General features: G+C 38.7%; 21 protein-coding genes. 10 read left to right on the top strand and 11 right to left on the bottom strand.

Features of this window, described 5'->3' with window-relative positions; all coding sequences use genetic code 11:
- Positions 1-51: 51 nt before the first annotated feature.
- Together SOP96_RS05425 and SOP96_RS05420 are read right to left on the bottom strand one after the other, a co-directional pair.
- Positions 52-501, bottom strand: coding sequence for a peptidylprolyl isomerase (locus tag SOP96_RS05425; RefSeq protein ID WP_326320029.1), 450 nt, complete (start codon positions 499-501; stop codon positions 52-54).
- A gap of 37 nt (positions 502-538) precedes the next feature.
- Complete coding sequence (locus SOP96_RS05420) at positions 539-1,573, bottom strand: acyl-CoA reductase (protein ID WP_326320028.1); 1,035 nt, start codon at positions 1,571-1,573, stop codon at positions 539-541.
- A 59-nt stretch (positions 1,574-1,632) separates the two neighbouring features.
- Between SOP96_RS05420 and SOP96_RS05415 the strand changes: the two genes are divergently transcribed.
- From SOP96_RS05415 to SOP96_RS05390, 6 genes are all read left to right on the top strand, one after another.
- Entirely contained in the window at positions 1,633-1,983 is a 351-nt protein-coding gene (locus SOP96_RS05415) for a 4Fe-4S binding protein (protein WP_294218593.1), read from the top strand.
- A gap of 119 nt (positions 1,984-2,102) precedes the next feature.
- The gene (serC, locus tag SOP96_RS05410; protein WP_326320027.1) at positions 2,103-3,167 is read left to right on the top strand and encodes a 3-phosphoserine/phosphohydroxythreonine transaminase; all 1,065 of its coding nucleotides are present in this window, start codon (positions 2,103-2,105) and stop codon (positions 3,165-3,167) included.
- 123 nt (positions 3,168-3,290) lie between these two features.
- Positions 3,291-4,253 carry a D-2-hydroxyacid dehydrogenase gene (locus SOP96_RS05405; protein ID WP_326320026.1) on the top strand — a complete coding sequence of 321 codons (963 nt, stop codon included), beginning with the start codon at positions 3,291-3,293 and terminating at the stop codon, positions 4,251-4,253.
- Between the two features lie 3 nt (positions 4,254-4,256).
- Positions 4,257-5,501 carry a DUF1015 domain-containing protein gene (locus tag SOP96_RS05400; RefSeq protein ID WP_326320025.1) on the top strand — a complete coding sequence of 415 codons (1,245 nt, stop codon included), beginning with the start codon at positions 4,257-4,259 and terminating at the stop codon, positions 5,499-5,501.
- A gap of 54 nt (positions 5,502-5,555) precedes the next feature.
- The gene (locus SOP96_RS05395; RefSeq protein ID WP_326320024.1) at positions 5,556-6,962 is read left to right on the top strand and encodes a M28 family peptidase; all 1,407 of its coding nucleotides are present in this window, start codon (positions 5,556-5,558) and stop codon (positions 6,960-6,962) included.
- Positions 6,963-7,374: 412 nt separating this feature from the next.
- Positions 7,375-7,839 carry a hypothetical protein gene (locus SOP96_RS05390; protein WP_326320023.1) on the top strand — a complete coding sequence of 155 codons (465 nt, stop codon included), beginning with the start codon at positions 7,375-7,377 and terminating at the stop codon, positions 7,837-7,839.
- 391 nt (positions 7,840-8,230) lie between these two features.
- Here SOP96_RS05390 and SOP96_RS05385 read toward each other — a convergent pair whose 3' ends face one another.
- The 4 genes from SOP96_RS05385 to SOP96_RS05370 all read right to left on the bottom strand — a co-directional run bounded on the left by SOP96_RS05385 (position 8,231) and on the right by SOP96_RS05370 (position 12,273).
- Positions 8,231-8,806, bottom strand: a complete 576-nt coding sequence (locus tag SOP96_RS05385) for a hypothetical protein (protein ID WP_326320022.1) — start codon at positions 8,804-8,806, stop codon at positions 8,231-8,233.
- 298 nt (positions 8,807-9,104) lie between these two features.
- Positions 9,105-10,142, bottom strand: coding sequence for a peptidylprolyl isomerase (locus tag SOP96_RS05380; protein ID WP_326320021.1), 1,038 nt, complete (start codon positions 10,140-10,142; stop codon positions 9,105-9,107).
- Positions 10,143-10,223: 81 nt separating this feature from the next.
- A complete protein-coding gene (locus tag SOP96_RS05375) occupies positions 10,224-10,733 on the bottom strand; it encodes an FKBP-type peptidyl-prolyl cis-trans isomerase (protein WP_326320020.1) in 510 nt (169 codons plus the stop codon).
- Between the two features lie 469 nt (positions 10,734-11,202).
- Positions 11,203-12,273 carry a branched-chain amino acid aminotransferase gene (locus SOP96_RS05370; RefSeq protein ID WP_283423445.1) on the bottom strand — a complete coding sequence of 357 codons (1,071 nt, stop codon included), beginning with the start codon at positions 12,271-12,273 and terminating at the stop codon, positions 11,203-11,205.
- Between the two features lie 84 nt (positions 12,274-12,357).
- On the opposite strand from SOP96_RS05370, the gene mnmD reads away from it, so the two are divergent.
- The gene (mnmD, locus tag SOP96_RS05365) at positions 12,358-13,032 is read left to right on the top strand and encodes a tRNA (5-methylaminomethyl-2-thiouridine)(34)-methyltransferase MnmD (RefSeq protein WP_326320019.1); all 675 of its coding nucleotides are present in this window, start codon (positions 12,358-12,360) and stop codon (positions 13,030-13,032) included.
- Positions 13,033-13,098: 66 nt separating this feature from the next.
- Here the strand turns inward: mnmD and SOP96_RS05360 are convergent, their stop codons facing one another.
- From SOP96_RS05360 to egtD, 3 genes are read right to left on the bottom strand one after another with little or no spacing between them, the layout of a single operon-like run.
- Positions 13,099-13,584 (bottom strand): DUF4385 domain-containing protein, encoded by a 486-nt coding sequence (locus SOP96_RS05360; protein WP_326320018.1) that lies wholly within the window; start codon positions 13,582-13,584, stop codon positions 13,099-13,101.
- A gap of 3 nt (positions 13,585-13,587) precedes the next feature.
- A complete protein-coding gene (egtB, locus tag SOP96_RS05355; protein WP_326320017.1) occupies positions 13,588-14,760 on the bottom strand; it encodes an ergothioneine biosynthesis protein EgtB in 1,173 nt (390 codons plus the stop codon).
- 10 nt (positions 14,761-14,770) lie between these two features.
- Positions 14,771-15,763 carry an L-histidine N(alpha)-methyltransferase gene (gene egtD / locus SOP96_RS05350; protein WP_326320016.1) on the bottom strand — a complete coding sequence of 331 codons (993 nt, stop codon included), beginning with the start codon at positions 15,761-15,763 and terminating at the stop codon, positions 14,771-14,773.
- A 218-nt stretch (positions 15,764-15,981) separates the two neighbouring features.
- Between egtD and SOP96_RS05345 the strand changes: the two genes are divergently transcribed.
- The 3 genes from SOP96_RS05345 to SOP96_RS05335 all read left to right on the top strand — a co-directional run bounded on the left by SOP96_RS05345 (position 15,982) and on the right by SOP96_RS05335 (position 18,194).
- Entirely contained in the window at positions 15,982-16,986 is a 1,005-nt protein-coding gene (locus tag SOP96_RS05345; protein ID WP_326320015.1) for an SDR family oxidoreductase, read from the top strand.
- A gap of 39 nt (positions 16,987-17,025) precedes the next feature.
- Positions 17,026-17,346 carry a hypothetical protein gene (locus tag SOP96_RS05340; protein WP_326320014.1) on the top strand — a complete coding sequence of 107 codons (321 nt, stop codon included), beginning with the start codon at positions 17,026-17,028 and terminating at the stop codon, positions 17,344-17,346.
- A gap of 341 nt (positions 17,347-17,687) precedes the next feature.
- The gene (locus tag SOP96_RS05335; protein ID WP_326320013.1) at positions 17,688-18,194 is read left to right on the top strand and encodes a hypothetical protein; all 507 of its coding nucleotides are present in this window, start codon (positions 17,688-17,690) and stop codon (positions 18,192-18,194) included.
- A 37-nt stretch (positions 18,195-18,231) separates the two neighbouring features.
- Here SOP96_RS05335 and SOP96_RS05330 read toward each other — a convergent pair whose 3' ends face one another.
- The gene (locus tag SOP96_RS05330; RefSeq protein ID WP_326320012.1) at positions 18,232-20,268 is read right to left on the bottom strand and encodes a PAS domain-containing sensor histidine kinase; all 2,037 of its coding nucleotides are present in this window, start codon (positions 20,266-20,268) and stop codon (positions 18,232-18,234) included.
- A gap of 160 nt (positions 20,269-20,428) precedes the next feature.
- The gene (locus tag SOP96_RS05325; protein ID WP_326320011.1) at positions 20,429-20,590 is read right to left on the bottom strand and encodes a hypothetical protein; all 162 of its coding nucleotides are present in this window, start codon (positions 20,588-20,590) and stop codon (positions 20,429-20,431) included.
- Positions 20,591-20,633: the final 43 nt, after the last annotated feature.

Below are 20,633 nucleotides of genomic sequence, written 5' to 3'. Positions count from 1 at the left end.
TATTTTAAAGTTAATTATTTTTATTACATAATATTACTTATTGCTCATAAGCTACTCCGCATATTCAGGCTTTACTCCGAGAATTTTTCCGTCATTTTCGAAAATTACATTAATAATATCCCGTGGCGGATTCTGCTTATCATCAGAATATTTGTATTGAATAATGGAATACGTTTCATTCTCGTACAGTTTCTGGTAACCTGATTTGTACACCTCCATTTTACGGTCAAAACTGATCCCTCCGGATAATCTTGAGACCATATCATCAGACATATAATACTTGATCTTATCTGAAACCAGAGTTTTGACTTTTTCTTTATCCGAATCTTTCAGCGCAGCAACAAACTTCATAAAAGCCTGATTGTATAAATCAACCTTATCCTTACTTAATTCCGATGTAAGCTCTATTTTTTTACTCTCAACAATCTTTATACTGCTCTTTTGCTGGGAAAAAGCCCAGTGAAAAGCAAAAAATGTACCTATAAAAAATATTTTTTTCATGTGAATCGATGATTGGTTGCCAGCAAGATACGAAGAATTATATTACCGATAAAAATTTCATCGTATCAACATTGTCGGCATACGTATTAAGACCGGGATTTTGAGCTTCCCCCAATGCAACAGAATCCAATCCAAGCTCTTTTTTAGCCACAACACACTGGATATTTTTTTCGTTTTCAGCGATAAAATTTCTCACTTCATCCAGGGAAGAATACCTGCTGAAATTAATCACAGAAAGCGGACTGAAGAGTTTTTCATCTTCCTTCATCATCACAAAATTATTATCCCAGAATTTTTCCTGGTTCAGAAGATAAATCGCCCTGTTATAATCGTAATTATTGGCATACTTATTATGATTGATAATATCCTGAAAACCTATGAAGCTTTCAAAAAGCCTGTCGATTACAAAATCCTGAGGAATAAAAAGCCTTGTCACATTTCTGCAGCCCAATCCGAAGTACCTGAAAATATCTTCTGCCAAAAATTGAAGTTCCTCTTCAGTTTCATCACCTTTGATCACCGCAATTGAAGTTCTGTTCTTCCGGATGATATGAAGATGGTTCTTAAAGTAATACTCGAGATACCGTGCCGTATTGTTGCTTCCTGTAGCGATAATAGCATCAAAGTATTCCAGCTTTTCTACAAACTCAAACTGTACATTTCCGTCCGAAAATTCACTCCATTTTTTAAGTAAAAAAGGAATCATGTATCGGTCTTTGGAAGACAATTTTATAACCGGAATATGATTGCTCAGCACTACGGAAATTACATCATGCAACCCCACCAGAGGAATGTTGCCGGCCAGAATAAGCCCTACTCTTTTCGTTAATTTTGAAATGGAATATTCCGAAAGCCAGTTATTGATATTTTCTTCTGTCAAAAGATCAGCCCACTGCCTTAGAGCAAATTTCTGATTCTCCACCGTAAACCACGGGTTCTCAATTTCAGACTTCTTGATCAAAAGTTCAAAACCAACATCATTCTCATTATAATCTTCAGTATTTTTTAGTAAAAACGCTTTTATATAATCACTAAGCCTCGTAAGTCCTAAAACTTGATTTTCAATATTCATAAGTACTGCAAAATTGGGGAATATTTTGTAATTTTGTGCAAATTTAAAAAAAATTAGCGATGGCTATTAAAATAACTGATGAATGCATTAATTGCGGCGCATGCGAACCGGAATGCCCGAATAATGCAATCTATGAAGGCGCAGTAGACTGGAAAGCTTCAGAAGGTACCGCACTTAAAGGTACCGTAACACTACCGTCAGGTCTTACAGTAAATGCAGATGCACCACAGGAACCTGTAAGTGATGATGTATATTTCATTGTAACAGACAAATGTACCGAATGCAAAGGCTTTCACGAAGAGCCGCAGTGTGCCGCCGTATGCCCGGTAGACTGCTGTGTTCCGGATGAAGACCATGTAGAATCTGAAGAGGCACTGCTAAACAAAAAAGCATTCTTGCACGGAGAATAAAAACTGCCGTCTCATTCATCATGAGACGGTTTTTTATACATCATAACCTGTATTTTACCAAATAAATTATAAATGTTGCCGTAAAATAATCTGTTGCGGCAGCCAAAAAAATAAATAATATGAGCAAAAAACACAACTTTAGCGCCGGACCTTGCATTTTACCTCAGGAAGTTTTCGAAAAATCGGCACAGGCCATTTTAGATTTTAACGGAATTGGATTGTCCCTTCTCGAAATATCCCACAGAAGCAAAGATTTTGTGGCAATAATGGATGAAGCACGCGCCATTGTAAAAAGATTGATGAATCTGGGTGACGATTATGAAGTATTGTATCTTGGCGGCGGTGCAAGCCTTCAGTTTGCCATGGTTCCGTACAACCTGATGAAAGTTGGCGGAAAAGCTGCCTATCTCGATACCGGGACTTGGGCCGCAGGAGCCATTAAAGAAGCCAAAAAAGTAGGAACGGTTGATGTAGTAGGTTCTTCAAAAGAAGAAAACTACTCTTTTATTCCGAAAGATTATACCGTAGGTTCGGAATATGATTATTTTCACTGTACTTCCAACAATACCATTTACGGGACTCAGATGAAATCCTTCCCCGAAGTAGATACTTTGATGGTTTGTGATATGAGCTCAGATATTTTCTCAAGACAGCTGGATTTCTCAAAATTTGATTTAATCTACGCCGGAGCGCAGAAAAATATGGGACCTGCAGGAGTAACTTTGGTAGTGATCAAAAAAGAAATCTTAGGCAGAACAGGAAGAGAAAATATGTTCTCCATTCTGGATTATTCGCAGCATATTGCCAAAGAATCCATGTATAATACACCACCGGTTTTCCCGGTTTATGCGTCGCTGCTTACTTTACAGCATCTTGAGCAAAACGGTGGAATTGCAGGCGCCGAAGCCAGAAATGAAGCAAAAGCAAAATTATTATACGACGAAATAGACAGCAATCCTTTGTTTGAATCATTCTGTGTAAAAGAAGATCGTTCCCTGATGAATGTCTCTTTCAAAATTACCGATGAAAGCAAAAAAGAAGCATTCGACAATGCCTGGAAAGCAGCAGGAATCAGCGGGCTGAACGGCCACAGAAGCCTTGGAGGATACCGTGCGAGCCTCTACAATGCATTACCGATCGAAAGCGTTCAGATATTAGTTGATGTAATGAAATCGTTCAAATAATTTACAGATTATAAATTCAGAGATTAAAAGATGATTAACATTACTTTAAATTTTCTTAATTTGCGAGCCGATTTAGAATTTTTAAATATTGTAATTTTTTAAATCTTAAATCAAAATAAAAAAATGAAAGTTTTAGCGAACGACGGTATTTCCAAAGCAGGTGAACAGGCATTGAAAAATGCAGGAATTGAAATTCTGGACAACAGGGTTGCTCAGGATCATGTCATTAATTTCATCAACGAAAATAAGGTTGACGTCCTGCTGGTAAGAAGCGCTACCAAAGTAAGGCAGGATCTTATAGACGCCTGTCCCGGACTTAAAATCATTGGAAGAGGCGGCATCGGCATGGATAATATCGACGTTGAATATGCGATCGAAAAAGGGCTGCATGTCATCAATACGCCGACTGCTTCTTCGAAATCTGTTGCAGAATTGGTTTTCGGGCATTTTTTCTCCCTTGCAAGATTTCTTCATGAATCCAACAGGCTGATGCCGCTGGAAGGGGAAACGCATTTTGACGCCATGAAAAAATCGTTCAGCAAAGCCTGCGAACTTTCAGGAAAAACATTAGGAGTAATAGGCTTTGGAAGCATAGGCCAGGAAGTCGTTAAAATGGGAATTTCGCTGGGAATGAAAGTTATCGTTCTCACGAGAAAACCTAAAACCAAAATGCTTAACCTTGAGTTTTTCGATGGTCAGACGGTGAACTTTGAAATTACTTCCACCAATGATATGGATGCATTCCTTAAAGAAGCAGACTTTATCAGCATCAACACTCCAAAAACGAATGAATATATTATAGATACGCCCCAGTTTGAAAAAATGAAAGACGGTGTCTATATCGTAAATACGGCAAGAGGCGGTGTCATGAATGAAGTAGCCCTGATTGATTTTATTGAATCGGGTAAAGTGGCCGGCGCTGCGCTGGATGTTTTTGAAAAAGAACCCAATCCGGAAGTCCTTCTCCTGATGAACCCTGCCCTGTCGCTTTCGCCTCATGTAGGCGGAAATACGGTAGATGCCCAGGAAAAAATAGGGGTAGAGCTTGCAGAACAAATTATCAAGATAAAAGAAACCATACAATAAAATATGCCTGTTTTTAAACCTTTTCGCGGAATAAGACCACATAAAGACTATGAGAGCACCTTCCCTACTCATCCTCTCGACAACTTCACCCAGGAAGAGATAGCGGAAAAAGCTCAGGTGGAAGATACTTACATCAATATGATAAAACCCTATGTTGTAAGTAAATCCAAAGATATTGATAGGAATTTAAGAAAAATCCGTTCTACTTTTGAAGAACTGATGGACGAAAACAAGCTCGTTCAGGACAATTCGGCCTATTATCTTTATGAACAGATCTATCCGGATAAACAGGTTTTCAGAGGCCTTTTAGGATTGGCAAGTATTGAAGATTTCTGGAACGGGAAAATCAAAAGGCACGAAAGTACCATTCCGCAGAAAAAAGAAAAGCTTGCACACTACCTGGAGAAAGTAAATTTACAGGCAGAACCTGTGCTGCTTACTTATCCTGCCAATTCCAAGATTGAGCTTCTCATGAACCATGAGGAGAAGAATGTTCCGATTTTTAATCACGTCGATACCAAAGGCATCAGGCATAAAATATGGAGAATCGACAACCGTCTGAAATTGCAGCAGTTTAAAGAAGTAATCGATCAGATTGATTCTTTTTATATTGCAGACGGACACCACAGGATCGGATCTACAGCGCTGAACGCAAAACATCAAAAAGAAAAAAACAAAAGACATAACGGAACAGAACTTTACAACTTTGTTTACAGCTTTATCGTTTCCAACCAGTCGATTAAAATCCATGATTACAACAGGATTGTAACGGACCTTAACGGACTTTCAAATGAAGAATTTTTAAAGCAGCTGGAAACGTATTTCCTTATCCACGAAAAAGGAGAAACAGCCTATTTCCCTTCGCAGAAGTTCCACATCTCGATGTATATGGATGGTAAATTCTATTCGCTGCACGTAAAGCATGACCTGCGTTCACAGGAAATGTCTTTAGATAATCTCGATCATCATCTTCTGGACAAATATGTTTTTAAAAACATTTTAAAAATAGAAGATCCGGACAGCTCGGAAAAAATAGACTACATCAAAGGAACCTCCAATATTGAAGGAATTAATCATCTTAAAGAAAAAATTGACAGCGGAGCAGGCAAAGCAGGATTCGGGATATACCCGGTGAGCTTTAATGATATGATTAAAATTTCAGACTTAAAGCTGAGCATGCCCCCGAAATGCACATTCATTGAACCTAAATTGGTTACGGCACTCCTGATGTACGATATGAAACAATAAATAATAACCATTTTTTCCTTACTTTTAGCATGGAAAAAGAACGGTAAAAAATAAATGAAAAAAATATTCATTATCATTCCACTCTTTTTGGGTGGATTTTTATTTTCTCAGAAAAAGCCGGTAAAAAAACCGGTACGGAAAACGGCCATCACCCAAAAGCTCAACTATCATGATGAGTTTAAAAAAATTTCGGATGAAATTATGGTGAATGGCACTGCCTATGATAATCTGGGTGAACTTACCAAAGGAATCGGGCCGCGTTTCAGTGCTACAACAGGATACAAGAAAGCCGCAGATTGGGCCGAAAAAAAGCTGAAGGAAATAGGCGTAGAAACAATCTGGAGACAGGAAGCAAAAGTCCCGGTGTGGATAAGAGGAAGAGAGTCCCTTCAGATAAAAGCCGGAAATGGAGACTGGAAGAATATCAGAATGTTATCCTTCGGAAATTCTGAAGGTACCGGAGGAAAAGATCTCACAGGCGAAATTGTATTAATCAATAGTGTCACCGAGCTCAATGCTATATCAATAGGCCAGCTTAAGGATAAAATCGTTTTTGTAAATCTTCCCATGGATCCGAGGATTATTAATACCAGCGATTCCTATCTTCTGGCCGCTAAATCAAAGCTTATCTCCCCTTCCGTGATCGCTTTAACAGGAGCAAAAGCATTAATTATACGATCATTAACCACCGCTAATGACGATATACCGCATGCGAAGATGATTTATTATGAACCGGATGATAAAGTGAAAATCCCGGCCATAACCATTGGAGTGAGATCTGCAGATGAGCTTGAAAAGCTGCTGAAAAAAGAGAAAGTTACCGCTAAAATCAATATGACCGCAGAATCGAAAGGCGAAACCACAAACCCCAATATCATTGCTGAAATACCCGGAAAAAAAGATTCTAATGTAATTCTTCTTGGCGCACAGCTGGATTCTTGGGATTTCGGTGAAGGTGCTATTGACGACGGAACCGGCGTTGTTCAGTGCATAGAAGTCCTGAGAGCGTTCAAAGCACTCGGCATTGAAAACAGGCATACCATTCGGGTTGTTTTATACGCCAACAGTGAGAATGGCGGACAGGGCCGCGACATGTACGCAGCCTACGTGAAAAAGAAAGGGGAAAGACATATTTTTGCTTTAGGAACAGATGCCGGAGGATATTCCCCGAGAGGATTCTCCCTGGATATGTCACCCCAAAGAAGAAGATTGATTTTTGAATGGAAAAACTATTTTCTTCCGTACGGAGTGTATGATTTTGATCAGACCGAAGCCATTCAGGATATTTCTCCGTTAAAAAAGCTGGATATTCCTTTGGCTGAACTGGTGGTAGATACACAGCGATATTTCGATTATCACCATTCTGTGGAAGATACTTTCGATAAGGTGAATAAAAGAGAGCTTCTCCTCGGCACTGTAGCCATGACTCAGATGATCTTTATGATTGATAAAAACTGGTAAAGCTGAAATAAACTTGTATTTCATTGTTAAGTTTACGTCTTTGTTTACCTTAAGAAATATGCACTCTTATTAAAAAAAACTTTGTATAGCTTTGCGTTTTACAAAAATAACCACCATGAATATTGTGAGGAAAGACAAAGTTTAACACAAAAAACTTGTATTTCATTGTTAAGTTTACGCCTTTGTTTACCTTAAGAAGTATGCAATTTTATTTAAAAAAACTTTGTATAGCTTTGCGTTTTACAAAAATAATCACCATGAATATTGTGAGGAAAGACAAAGTTTAGCACAAAAAACTTGTATTTCATTGTTAAGTTTACGCCTTTGTTTACCTTAAGAAGTATGCAATTTTATTTAAGAAAACTTTGTATAGCTTTGCGTTTTACAAAAATAATCACCATAAAAACAGTATATGAAAATCATCAAACCTGATCTGAAACCCGAACTTCTCACCGACAGCAAAACCAAAGCACTCTATGATCAGCTGCAACAGCTGCTAAATGAACTCGAAAAAAAGAAAATCTCAGCAGAAACAGCAAATAGTATCAACAGTGATATAGAATCGATCAATTCCACCACTTTACGGGATAAAAATTTATACAAACTGCTGAAGCAAAAACAAAACGACCTCATTAAACTCCTTGAAAAAGAACATAAGATCGTTCCTAAAAATTACTACCGTAATTTGTGGTTGGCTTTAGGAATGGGCGCTTTCGGGCTTCCAATTGGGGTTGCGTTCGGGCTGCTCATCAATAATATTGCATTACTCAGCATCGGATTACCAATCGGAATGGCGATTGGTGTTGCCGTAGGCAGTTCTCTGGATAAAAAAGCGGAAGCAGAAGGCAGACAGCTGGATGTTGAAATCAAAGCTTAGAATGAAGTTAATTTTTACCCCAAAAGAAACAGAAGCTATCGTATCATTAATGGCTTTATAAAAATCAATCCTTGTAAAAAAGCTTTCCGGCTCAGCTTGCTTTTTATGTTGCAGAAACAACAAAACGTTGCTAAAACAATGTATTATTGTAACAGCATTATTGAAATTAATCTGATGAAACCAATTATCCAATCTGCGGAATCAGTGTACAATCCGCAGGATATTAATGGATGCTTTCGAGAACGGAATAGATTTTTTTCCCGTTGGATTTTACAGATTTTGCAGACTTATATTAGAATAATGTGGAAAACCGTCCTGCCAATAATTATAATTAGATTGCCCAACAAAAAAGCCGTCCCAACGGACAGCTTTCAATAAAACATTTAAAATTCTAAATTTTATCCAGTACCTTTTTCGGAAGTACCTTTGTTAATTGCGGTTTGTATTCCTTTTCGACAATGACAAACTTCCAATTTTTACGGTCTTTGGAAACAGCGCAGGCTTTCATGTTTGTGTTGATGGAATAAATGCCTTCCTTGGAAAGATATTTCACGTTGTTTTTGCCGTATTTCTTTTCCAGCATCGTATTCACCTGCTTTTTCATGTCGTCATTCAGGGAAGACAAATTGCATTTCATGGTAAAATAATATTGGGCAATGGAGAAATATTCGCCGTTGATAAGCTCCGGCTTTTCAATATTCCCGAATTTCATGTTACTGACTTCAATCTTCATGAAAGGATTGTTATACGTCATATTCAGGATCTGGGTCATCTGGTCTTTGGAAACGACGGTAAAGAATTTGGGGTAAATATAGCCGACAGCCTGGTCGATTTTTTTATTCATGACTGAATTCATGAAATAAGTAAGGCTTTTTTTAATAGCTGCATCGTCAGGATTGGCTTTTGTTTGTGCCAGTGACAGAAACGATAACAGGACGAATAGAAACAGAAGTGATTTGGTTTTCATAATTTTACTACTTTTATGTACGTCAGTTCGGAATTTTTCGGATTAAATACAGAAAAACGAATTGGAATTTTACACTAATAAATTTCTCGACACGATTTTTTCAAGTCTAACCAAAGTGACGTTGGATTTTTGTTGATATGTCGCAGAATTTGGCGCGATCGTTACAAAAATATGTTGAGACCTTTGATATTGTTCAACTTCCCGATACGCTTTTTTCAAAATTCTACCCGAAGTGAAGTCTTTAGCGCAATAAAAAAGCCATCCTTGCGGACGGCTTTTCATTATATTTCAGATCTGATTATTTCACTTTTACCAGCTCAACATCGAAGATCAGCCATGCATTTGGCGGGATCACGCCTCCTGCGCCTCTTTCTCCGTAGCCCATTGCCGGCGGAATCAATAACGTAGCGGTTTCCCCTTCTTTTAACAAAAGGATTCCTTCATCCCAACCTTTGATTACTCTTCCCATCCCGATCGGAATTTCAATCGGTTCATTTCTTTTGAATGAAGAATCAAACTCAGAACCGTCCATTAATTTTCCTGCATAGTGTACGGAAACATTGTCACCTGCTTTCGGAGCTTTTCCGTCCGTTGTTTTGGTGATTTTATAATACAATCCGGATTCGGTTTTCTGCATTCCGGCTTTCATATCTTCCACCATTTTTTCCTGGTTCGCTTTGAATTCCTCTTCTTTTTTCTTTTTATCCTCTTCTTCTTTCGCTAAAAATGCTTTGTTGTTTTCTGCAATTTTCGCTTTCCCTTCCGTGAAGGTTTTAGCAGCATCATAGTTTTTATATTCGTCACCTTTGCTGAAAACAGACACTTTTTCCAGTACGATATCTGTTTTAGGCTTATCCTGAGGCCCTTTTTCTACATTGGCAATCGCGTCGATCACCTCTTCTCCTTTTACTACTTTTCCGAAGATCGTGTGTCTTCCGTCCAGCCAGGGTGTCGCCACTTCGGTAATGAAGAACTGGGAACCGTTGGTATTCGGTCCGGAATTAGCCATAGAAAGGATTCCTTTTCCGGTATGCTTAAGGTCGTTTCTTTCGTCCTCAAATTTATATCCCGGATCTCCCATTCCCGTTCCCTGAGGATCTCCTCCCTGGATCATGAAATCTTTGATTACTCTGTGGAAAATGGTTCCGTCATAGTAAGGAACTCCTTTGGCTTTTGCCTTGTTGTCTATTTTCCCTTCTGCAAGGCCGATAAAATTGGCTACCGTTACAGGAGCTTTCTTGTCTTCAAGCTTCACGATCATATTTCCTTTCGTGGTCTGAAGATTTGCGTACAGTCCGTCATTAAGACCTTCGTAAGTTTCTTTGTCTACGTTCATTTTTTTATAAATTGGTGTACAACTCATGAGCGAAATGCTTGCCGCTGCCAGAATTATATTTTTGTTAAACAATTTCATTGATTATAATGCTTTTAATTTTATAATTAACGGGATATCATTATCGATTTTCTTTTCATCTCCATACGTACCGTAGGCAAGAGCCGAAGGAACCAAAAGCGTGACTTCTTCCCCATCATGGATAAAACGCAAAGCATCTTCTACCGCTTTCAGCTCATCAAAGTGTCCGAATCTGGCATCTGTTCTCTGTATCGGCTGGTCGTAGATTTTTGTCTGGTCAAAATCATACAGATCGTAAGAATACGAAATAAAGGTTTCATCCTGCCTTCTCTGTCTCTGGTCAAACCCCTGAACATCCACCCAGTAATTCAGCTGGGTTGGATAATATTTCGCCTGCTGCCCGTTGATCCATTCCTGGATGTGGTATCTTTCCTGAGAATTCAGGTTTTTCATTCTCTGCTTGGAGACATCAAGATCATTCTTGCTGAGCACACCGCCCACAGGTGGATGGGTCTGCGTATTTTTGCTGCAGCTCAATAAACCGAAAACCGATATGAAGAGTATTTTTTTCATAAACTTTTGCGAAAATACACATTTCGGAAATGATTAACAAAACTTGCAAGTAAAGTTTAACTATTTCACCTGAATGTACTGAATCTTTATTTTTCTCAGGAGCTTTATCACGCTTTCCGCACTCGCTATTTTCCTGGGTTTCGGGGCGCGGCGAAGCCGCGCCCCGAAACCCAGGAAAATGAGCTCAGACAATTGCTGCAATCGTGGCTAGGATGAAAGTGGATTGAAAATTTAGAGATACAGTCACTATTGACAATTCAGTAGTATCCTTTTTTTTAACCACCCCGTCAAAAATTCTTCGAATTTTCGCCACCCCTCCGGAGGAGGGGAATTAGAAAGTATTGTAAGGATGCGCGAGATATTAAGATGCAGCAGAACAAACATAGTGGAAACATTCTGGAAATATTTAACATATGTAAACGAAAAAAAGCCGGGAAATCCCGGCTTTTACAATATTTATATCTGAAAATTATACAGTTTCCAATACATGGTCTACCAATACTCTCCATCCGAAAGGATCTTCGGAAAGGTTGTTCTGAAGGCTTACCAAATCATTTTTAAGCAATTCTGCGTAGCTTTCTTCATTGGAAAGTTTTGGCAGTGCAAGCTTTTCTCCCTGATAGCCTAACGCTTCAAAAACGGTTGTTACCACGGCTGTTCCAACGCCCCAAACTTCTTTCAGGGTTCCGTTTTTCTGAGCTTCGATAACATCTTTTACTTTAATCGGTTCTACTTTCACTTCAATTCCTCTCTTCTTAGCCAATTGAATAAAGCTGTCTCTGGTAACCCCGTCCAGGATTTTTTCTGAAGTCGGCGGGGTATAGATCGTATCGTTGATTCTTACAAAAACATTCATTGTCCCGCTTTCCTCGAAGTATTCGTGGGTAGCATCATCTGTCCAGATAATCTGCTCATAACCTTCTTCAATCGCAAGCTGTGTAGGATAGAACGATGCGGCGTAGTTTCCGGCTGCTTTTGCAGAACCTACCCCTCCGCTCGCCGCTCTGGAATAATGGTCTGAAATTTTCACGGAAACAGGAGCTGTGTAGTAGCTTTTCGCCGGTGTTGCCACGATCGCAAACATATATTTATTCGATACTCTTGCTTTTAGTGCTTCTTCCGTAGCGAAAATTAAAGGTCTGAGGTATAAAGACATTCCTTCTCCGTGAGGGATCCAGTCTCTGTCGATGTCAACCAAAGCTTTTAATCCATCCAGGAACATCTCTTCCGTAACTTCCGGCATTGCCAGACGTTTTGCCGATTTGTTGATACGTTCAAAATTCTTTTCGGGCCTGAAAAGGAAAACCTGTCCGTCTTTGTCTTTATAGGCTTTCATGCCTTCAAAACAAGCCTGTCCGTAGTTTACCCCCATCATGGCAGGCGTAAACATCAATGGACCATAAGGAACCAATTTTACATCACCCCATTTTCCATCTTCATACTCACAGATGATCATGTGATCAATAAAAGTATTACCGAAGGAAAAATTGTTTGGGTCGAATGTAGAAATCCGGGAGTTTTCAGTCTTTTGAATTATCATTTCTAAAATTTTTTATGATGTTCTACAAATTTAACATAATTTTCTAAATATAAAAATTTTAGAGTAATTTTGTAAAAAAATAGTTTGAAAAGAGAAATTAAGACCACTAATGATGGCAGTAAAACATTGTATATCAATGACTTGAATGAAAACTACCATTCCCATCACGGCGCACTTCAGGAAGCAGAACATGTGTTTATCAAAAATGGATTAAATTTAATAAATGATTATGAAATTAATATTTTAGAACTCGGTTTTGGAACAGGTTTGAATGTTTTGGTAACAATTAATGAATATTTAAAAACTGACAAAAATCATATCATTAATTATTTTACGCTGGAAAAATATCCCATAAATGAATCTGAAATGAACGATCTGGCCTATTTTGAGCTTTTTGATAACCCGGAATTCAAAAATATTTATCAAAAAATTCATCAGGCGGAGTGGGAGAAACAAGCTGAAATTATTAAAGGCTTCACATTAAAAAAGATACAATGTGACTTTTTCGACCTGAAAAACATAGACTTACCTAAAATCAACCTTGTGTATTTTGATTGCTTCGGAGCACGAGTTCAACCCGATCTTTGGGAAAAGCCTCTGTTTGAAATGGTTTCTGACAAAATGGCGGTTAACGGTTTGTTAACAACCTACTCTTCAAAAGGAAGTGTGAGAAGGATTCTTCAGGAACTTAATTTTAAAGTGGAAAAGAAACTGGGGCCTCCGGGGAAAAGGGAAATGATTAATGCAGTGAAATTATAGTGTAACAATGTAGCAATTGATTATTGGTAAACTGATACGCTGATACATTGGTACATTCTGTTTTATCTAGCCTAAATTCTCTTTCCACTCTTTTTTCATTTGCGCATATTGAGCATCCGCTTCGGCTTCTTTCCATTTGTTGAAAAAAACCGCTGCGGATTTTTCTTTTTCGGGATCTCCGGTTCCGCGCTCTAAAGGTTTGTAATTATTTTCCGGATCGTATTTCCGGCCGCTTTTATAATTGAAATATCTTCGCGCTCTGGTAAAGCCCATCTGTAAATATTTCCTGGCCATGTCTGCTCCGACAAAATCATTTTGATTCAGATATTCTTTAAACAGTTCGAATATTTTCGCTGAACTTTCTTCCGCAATCGCGGCATCTTTAAACCGCCAGTATTTGCCAATTTCAGATTTATAAGGTTCACAGATCAGTACGCCCTGCTCCCCTTTTCCGACTTTATATTTTTCGGGATGTTTTTTGTAATTGATATCCGGCTTCCAGGAATAGGTATCGGAATCAAAATTCAGGTACGATGGTTTTTGGTTCTTCATCTTTTATTTTGCAAGTCTTATCCCCGTAAACTGCCATTTCAGTTCAGGCTGAAAAAAATTCCGATAGGTATACCTGCTATGTCCCGGAGATGTTGCCACAGATGCTCCACGCAACACCATTTGGTTGACCATGAATTTTCCGTTGTACTCCCCTACCGCACCGGATTCTTTTTTAAAACCGGGATACGGAAGATAGGCACTGTTGGTCCATTCCCATCTTTTTCCCCACGGAAAACATGATGATGCAGCTTCCCATTCCTGCTCGGTCGGAAGGCGCATTCCTTTCCAGGCAGCAAAAGCTGAAGCTTCGTAAAAGTTAATATGACAAAGCTCTTCTTCAGGATCAATTGCCTTAAGTCCGTTCAAAGTATAATGCATCCATTTTCCGTCAATTTTATGCCAGTATAAAGGAGATTGCGCATTGTTTTCCTTTACCCAGTTCCATCCGTCGGCATGCCAGAACCTGAAATCCGAATATCCTCTCGCTTCCATGAATTCAAGATATTCTGCGTTCGTAACTAAATGGTTGGAAATGGCAAAGTCATTAAGGTACACTTTGTGTTTACCCATTTCATTGTCGAAGCAGAATCCGGGTCCGTCAAAGCCGATTTCATAAATTCCCTCTGAAAAATGAAGCATCTCTTTTTCAGCAGAATCTTTTGTTTTCTGATGAGCATCGTTTTTATAAGCAGGAAAAAGCGGATTGTGTCCCAGAATATATTTAATATCGGTAATCAGAAGCTCTTGGTGCTGCTGTTCGTGGTTTAAACCTAATTCTAAAAGCGGCAGAATTTCATTTGACATATGATGGCTGTTAAGAAATTCAGTCATTTTTCCGTCTACATATTTTCTGTATTGATAAACATCTGAAACGGAAGGCCTGCTCAGGTTTCCCCTGTCGGTACGGATCACTCTTGCGCCAATGGTTTCGTAATAGCTGTTGAATACGAAATTATACTGCGGATCAAAAACTTCATACGACGGAAAATTCGGAATTAATATAAACGTTTCGAAAAACCATGTTGTATGCCCTAAATGCCATTTCGGAGGACTTACATCTACAATAGGCTGTACTACATAGTCTTCAATCTCAAGTGGCTGGCAAATTTCTTCGGAACGTGCTCTCACATCCAGAAATTTTTTCAAAATAGGTTTTAGTTTTGTAGTGGTTTCCATGTTGTTGTCTTTATTTGTTTACTTTCCAGATGCTGTCTACAAACCAGTTTTTCGAATCGGTAATTTCTCCTTCTATTAAAAACCCAGATTTTTCAGCAAGATATTCAATGTCGGATTTTGAAAATTTTTGGGAAACTTCCATATCAATCACTTCATTTTCTTCAAAATCAATTGTTTCCCCTGCAATGTTTACCTGCTGGTCTTTTAAGCTTACCAAGAAACTTCGGCATGCTCCGGTAATAGGATCATAAGATTCATAATGCTCAAATTGTTCAACATCGAAATTACCATTCAGCTCACGGTTGATCCTTGATAAAAGGTTCAGGTTAAATTCCTGTGTAATCCCAGATTGGTCACTGTATGCGTTCAGTACCGTAAAAGGATTTTTTTTAAGATCAAAACCGATCAGTACAATATCTTTGCTGTTCAGTAGCTGATGTAACGAAGCACAGAATTTCTCTGCTTCTTTTTGCGTCATATTTCCTATATTTCCACCTAAAAAAAGGATTACTTTTCTTCTTGACGAAAGCTTCATGGCTTTTTTCAGCATCTGGAAATACTCTCCTTCCAAAGGGGTAATATTAATATCAGGAAGCTGCTCTTTAAGGTTGTTTTCCAGCACGGACAGGATATTCCCGGAAATATCAATCGGCATGTAGGTAAAATCGGTTCCTTTTTTGTTTAAATATTTGAGGAGATATGTTGATTTCATGGCGTCTCCGGCTCCGAGTTCAATAAGGTCGAAAGGTTCGTCATCAGATCTGATTGCTTTTGAAAGTTCAGCCGTTTTATTTTGAAAAATATCAAGTTCGCATCGGGTAAGATAATATTCCGGCATTGCCATGATCTTCTGGAATAATTCGTCTCCTTTTTTATCGTAAAAATATTTTGAAGATAAGTGTTTAGGACTGCTGTGAAGACCCGTAAGAACATCATTCAGAAAATGATCCGAATTATTTTTTTCATTGTTCTTTTGGGGTTCTTTGGTTAAGTGGATGTTCATATGAATTTTTCATTTGGTGTTAAAATTTAGCAACTATCTTGCCGCCAGATATAAAATTACTAAAATATTTATTCAAAAAGTGCTTAAATTTTTAGATAAACGTTAAACCTAAACGGTAATTTCTGTTAAAAAACGAAAGTTTGGGCAGCTTGGAATATTCATTGCTATATATTCTGCAGCCGGCTTATAAAGCCATACCACACCAAATCTTACTATTTATGGAAAAATCAATCACAAGAAGAAATGCTCTTGGAAAGCTTGCGGCCACTGTTGCAGTTGCTGCTGTTTCTCCGGGCGTGTTTGCACAATCAAAAAACCAAAAACCAGGAAATTCTACCGGACCGGATCTTACGGATCCCACTACAAAATATCCGCGCCCCCCTTTTAAAAGCCAGTCGCAGCCTTTTCCCGGATTGGCAAGCAAAATGAATCCTGTTCCGGATCATGGTGAAAAAAGCTATGTAGGATCAGGAAGACTGATGGGAAGGAAAGCGCTTATTACCGGCGGAGATTCCGGGATCGGGCGTGCTGCGGCGATTGCTTATGCACGTGAAGGAGCCGATGTTGCCATTAATTATTTACCCGAAGAGGAGCCGGATGCAGCAGAGGTTATTGACCTGATCAGAAAAGCAGGACGAAAAGCCATAGCCATTCCAGGAGATATCCGCGATGAATCATTTTGTAAAAAACTTGTTGCACAGGCTGTTGATCAGCTTGGAGGACTTGATATTCTAGTGAATAACGCCGGACATCAGAAAACTCATGAATCGATTCTTGACATTAGTACTGAAGAATTTGAAAGGACAATGAAAACCAATATTTACGCGCCTTTCTGGATTACCAAAGCGGCGCTTCCGCATTTGAAGCCGGGCTCGTCAATTATCGGATTATCTTCGGTTCAGGCATACGATCCTTCTGAAAACCTTTATGATTATGCACAAACGAAAGCAGCTACCACAAGCTATGTTAAATCTTTAGCGAAACAGCTTGGCCCGAAAGGAATCCGTGTAAATGGTGTTGCACCGGGACCGGTTTGGACAGCACTTGAAGTAAGCGGAGGACAAACCCAGGAAAATCTGGTGAAATTCGGAGCTGATACGCCGTTGGGAAGACCCGGACAACCTGCCGAACTGGCTTCGATATTCGTGCAGCTGGCCGCAAATGATGCCAGTTTTTCCACAGGACAGATTTATGGTGCAGCAGGAGGAAGCGGCCAGCCTTAATAGTAAACATTTAAATTAATTTTAAAAAACCATCATATTATGAACAACAAAATAAAACTCGCATTAGCGCTTGTAGGTGCAGGAACAGCAGTTGCTTGGGGAATAACCAGAAAAAGAAAGATGCAAAAGAAAACCTTTACCGCTCCGGATGGGAATACGTACGGAGAAAATCAGATTTACAGAACTTTTGATAATAAGCTGTATAAAAACGGTAAGGAGATTCATTTTGAAACGCCAACAATGGATGAGCATAATTCCGGAAGTCATGCTTTTAATGAACAAGGAGGTAGTATCCCTAAAAATTACGAAAGCGTAAACAAGAATATTAATTACCATCAGAAAGGTGTACGACATCATTAAATTAGAAAAATAATGCACTCAGTCAAACTCAGGAGTGTTTTTATTAAAATCTTCAGGGCCTAAACCTTGAAGATTTTTTTTAGCAGTCGCAAATTCTTAGCCCAGATAGAAACGGCTACCCCGCAACAAGAGAAGGCAAGCTGATGGATTGGGATGGCAGGCTAAGGCGTGAGGAGTAATAGTGGATAGCTGGAAACAGCTCCTAAAAAATATGGAATTGAGGTCTTATAAAAAAAGAATATATCCGGTATCATAAAAATTACTAAACAAGTGTGGTATATTCATAATTTTCATTACTTTTATTATGAAATATAACACGATTATAAAAACTTAATATTATCATGAAAAAACTATTCTATTCTTCTGTTTTCATTGTACTTACCTCTTTTTCTTTTGTCAGCGCACAGAAAATAACAGACGGCGAATCGGTAGATGTAAACGGACTTTCAGTGACTTTTAACATCCTAAACAAAGAAGCGATAACGGTTGGCGGCAAAGAATTCGACCGTTATAAGGTATCTGCCAGACTTATAAACAATACACAGAAAAATTATAACATCAGGCTGAACAGCGCTCCTCAGATTGTTCCTAATACAACATTGGCGGAAGTAAACTGCCTGAATGCAACAGGCGCAAAATTGACATCCAAAAAAATTGAACTACGATTAAAGCCGCACAATGTGAATGTTACGTACTGGGCTTATTCTAAAGACGGTAAATACCAGAGTTTTGTTATTCCTATTGTTGCAGGATATTTTCTTGACAGTGGCGATGCGGTAAATGATAATGCGATTTTCATCGTACCCAAAGGAGAAGCTCCGAATGTTAGCGTAAGAAGCTTACAGTAATAACATCCGGGAATATTCTTTTATGGAAAAAGTAATATTAATTCAGGGCAGCATCGGCAACGATATGCTCTGTTTTTTTCGGAAGGGTAAACCAGAATGTGCTGCCTTCGCCGATTTTGCTGTCTACACCTATTTTCCCTGAATGTTTCCTGATAATTTCAGAACAGATATACAATCCGAGACCCAGCCCGGAATATGATGTCCCCAGATGATCGGCGCGGTAATACCTGTCAAAAAGATACGGGATTACAGATTCTGAAATTCCTTCTCCGAAATCCTGTACGGAAACTTTTATTTGATCTTCTAAAGATTCTGTGAGAATATGGATTTCCATAGACTCTTTGGCATATTTCATGGCATTATTCACAAGGTTTACAATAACCTGTTCTATTCTGTGTTCGTCTGCATGTATTTCAAGCAACTGATTTCCTTTCAGAATGATCTGATATCTGTCTTCAATCCTTATATGATTACAGCTTTTGGCCAACATTTCATGAAGGTTGAACGTCTTATACTGCAACATAAGCTGATCCTGCCCCAGCCTGCTCATATTCAGGAGATCATCAATCAGCATGCACATTTTCTCAATTCCTTTATCAGACTGTTCAATTAATTTGACGTGTGTTTGAGAGTAGGGTTTATCTTTAATACGATTCAGCAGCTGTATGGAAGCTTTTACTGCGGTAAGCGGGGTTTTAAGCTCGTGGCTTGCTACACTGAGGAAATCGTCTTTGCGTTGTTCTGCTAATTTCTTATCGGTAATATCGGTTGTCATTCCCACCATTCTGTCGGCAACTCCGTTTTTATCATATCTTGGGCGCCCGTGTGCCTGTATCCAGTGAGTTGATCCATCCCTCCATTTTATAGGGTATTCGGCTTTGTATACTCCGTTGGTAAGAATTGCTTCCCGGACAAGATCCCTTATGTGATCCCGATATTCTGGGAAAATTGCATTGAAAAGATCCGGATACGTGAATTCTTCATCTGCCGCATATCCGTAATTGTATTTGAACTGTGGGGTACTTTCCATTTTTCCGGTAGCAAGATCTACTTCTGTTGAGCCCAGCCTGCTTGCATCCATGGCAATCTCCAGCCTGTTTTTGAATTCCGTTACCGATTCTCTTGCAACTACCTGCTCTGTAACATCAGTTGCAACAATAAGAATAGAGACACTGTTATTATTCTCATCGAAAATAGGCTGATAGGCAAAATTGAGATAATGCTCCTTCATCTCTTCCCCATTATGGAATAAGGCTTTAATTTCTTTACCGTAATAAGGCTGGCCCGTTTTGTACACGCTGGAAAGGATATCAATAAAAACCTGATCTTTCAGTTCCGGCAAAGCTTCTTCCAATGGTTTACCAATGACCGACCGGTCTTTATTCCAGATTTGTAATACCATATCATTTACGATATCAACTTCAAAACGTTCACCTCTTAAAGATGCCATCGCAACCGGCGATTTTTCCACCAGGGTCTTAAAGCGTTTTTCATTTTCAGACAATGTATGATTTGCCGTGATGAGCTCCTTTCTGGTATTACGCAGTTCGGTATTTATGACGAAAAGCTCTTCATGCTTGAGTACCAGATCTTCATTGGTGGTAAGATATTCGTCATTCAGCGCAGAAAGATCATTAATCAGTCTTTGTTCCGATTTTGATTTTTCTTCAACAAGATTCATGGCCTGATGCCTTTCGGTAACCTCAGATGCCGTGTGAAGAATGTATTCCGTTTTTCCAAATTCATCAAGCAATGCTTTATATTCAAAATCAAAATAGAACTTCTGCGGGCCCTGTTCCGTAGGCAAAACGGCAGGATAATTTTTTGCCGTGAATGTTTCTCCGGATTCCCAAACATTTTTAAGAATATCGAAGAAAGGCTGATCATCCAATTCCGGAAGAACCGTACGAAAGTGTTTTCCTATAATACTCTTATCTTTCCCCCAGAAATTAAGCATGGCCTGGTTGGCACTGATGATTGTAATTTCATCACCTCTATAAACAGCAGTTGCATTGGGAGAATAAAAAAGTACGGAAAGTAGTCTTTCGGCCTCGATTTGTTCCGGAGAATTCATGTTGACTAATGTATTAAAATATTATTTATAAATCATCTTTTATTCTGCATAAAAAGAATGTATTGTAGTTTAGTAAAATCATCTTTTAAACAAATAACCATAACAGAAAAACTGCTATGGTTTATGAGTATTGATTAATTTGGTAAATTTTAAAGCAGTATTAAAAAATATCGTTCAATCTTGCATTTCCCGTAGCTCCTTTGGGAAGGAATATTACTTTTCTTTTGATCATTTTTGCTTTTTCAAGAACTTTAAGGGCTTTCTGGCGTTCAATTTCTCTGTTAAGTGAAGGGGAATTTTCCCATTGTGTAGATTCTTTCATAATTTAATATTTTAAGGTGTTTGTGTAGAGTAAGCTTTTAAGC

The organism is Chryseobacterium salviniae (genome assembly GCF_035819015.1).
Classification (GTDB): Bacteria; Bacteroidota; Bacteroidia; order Flavobacteriales; family Weeksellaceae; genus Chryseobacterium; species Chryseobacterium salviniae.
Note: the sequence above shows the minus strand (reverse complement) of the source record. Positions and strands in the feature narration are given on the sequence as shown.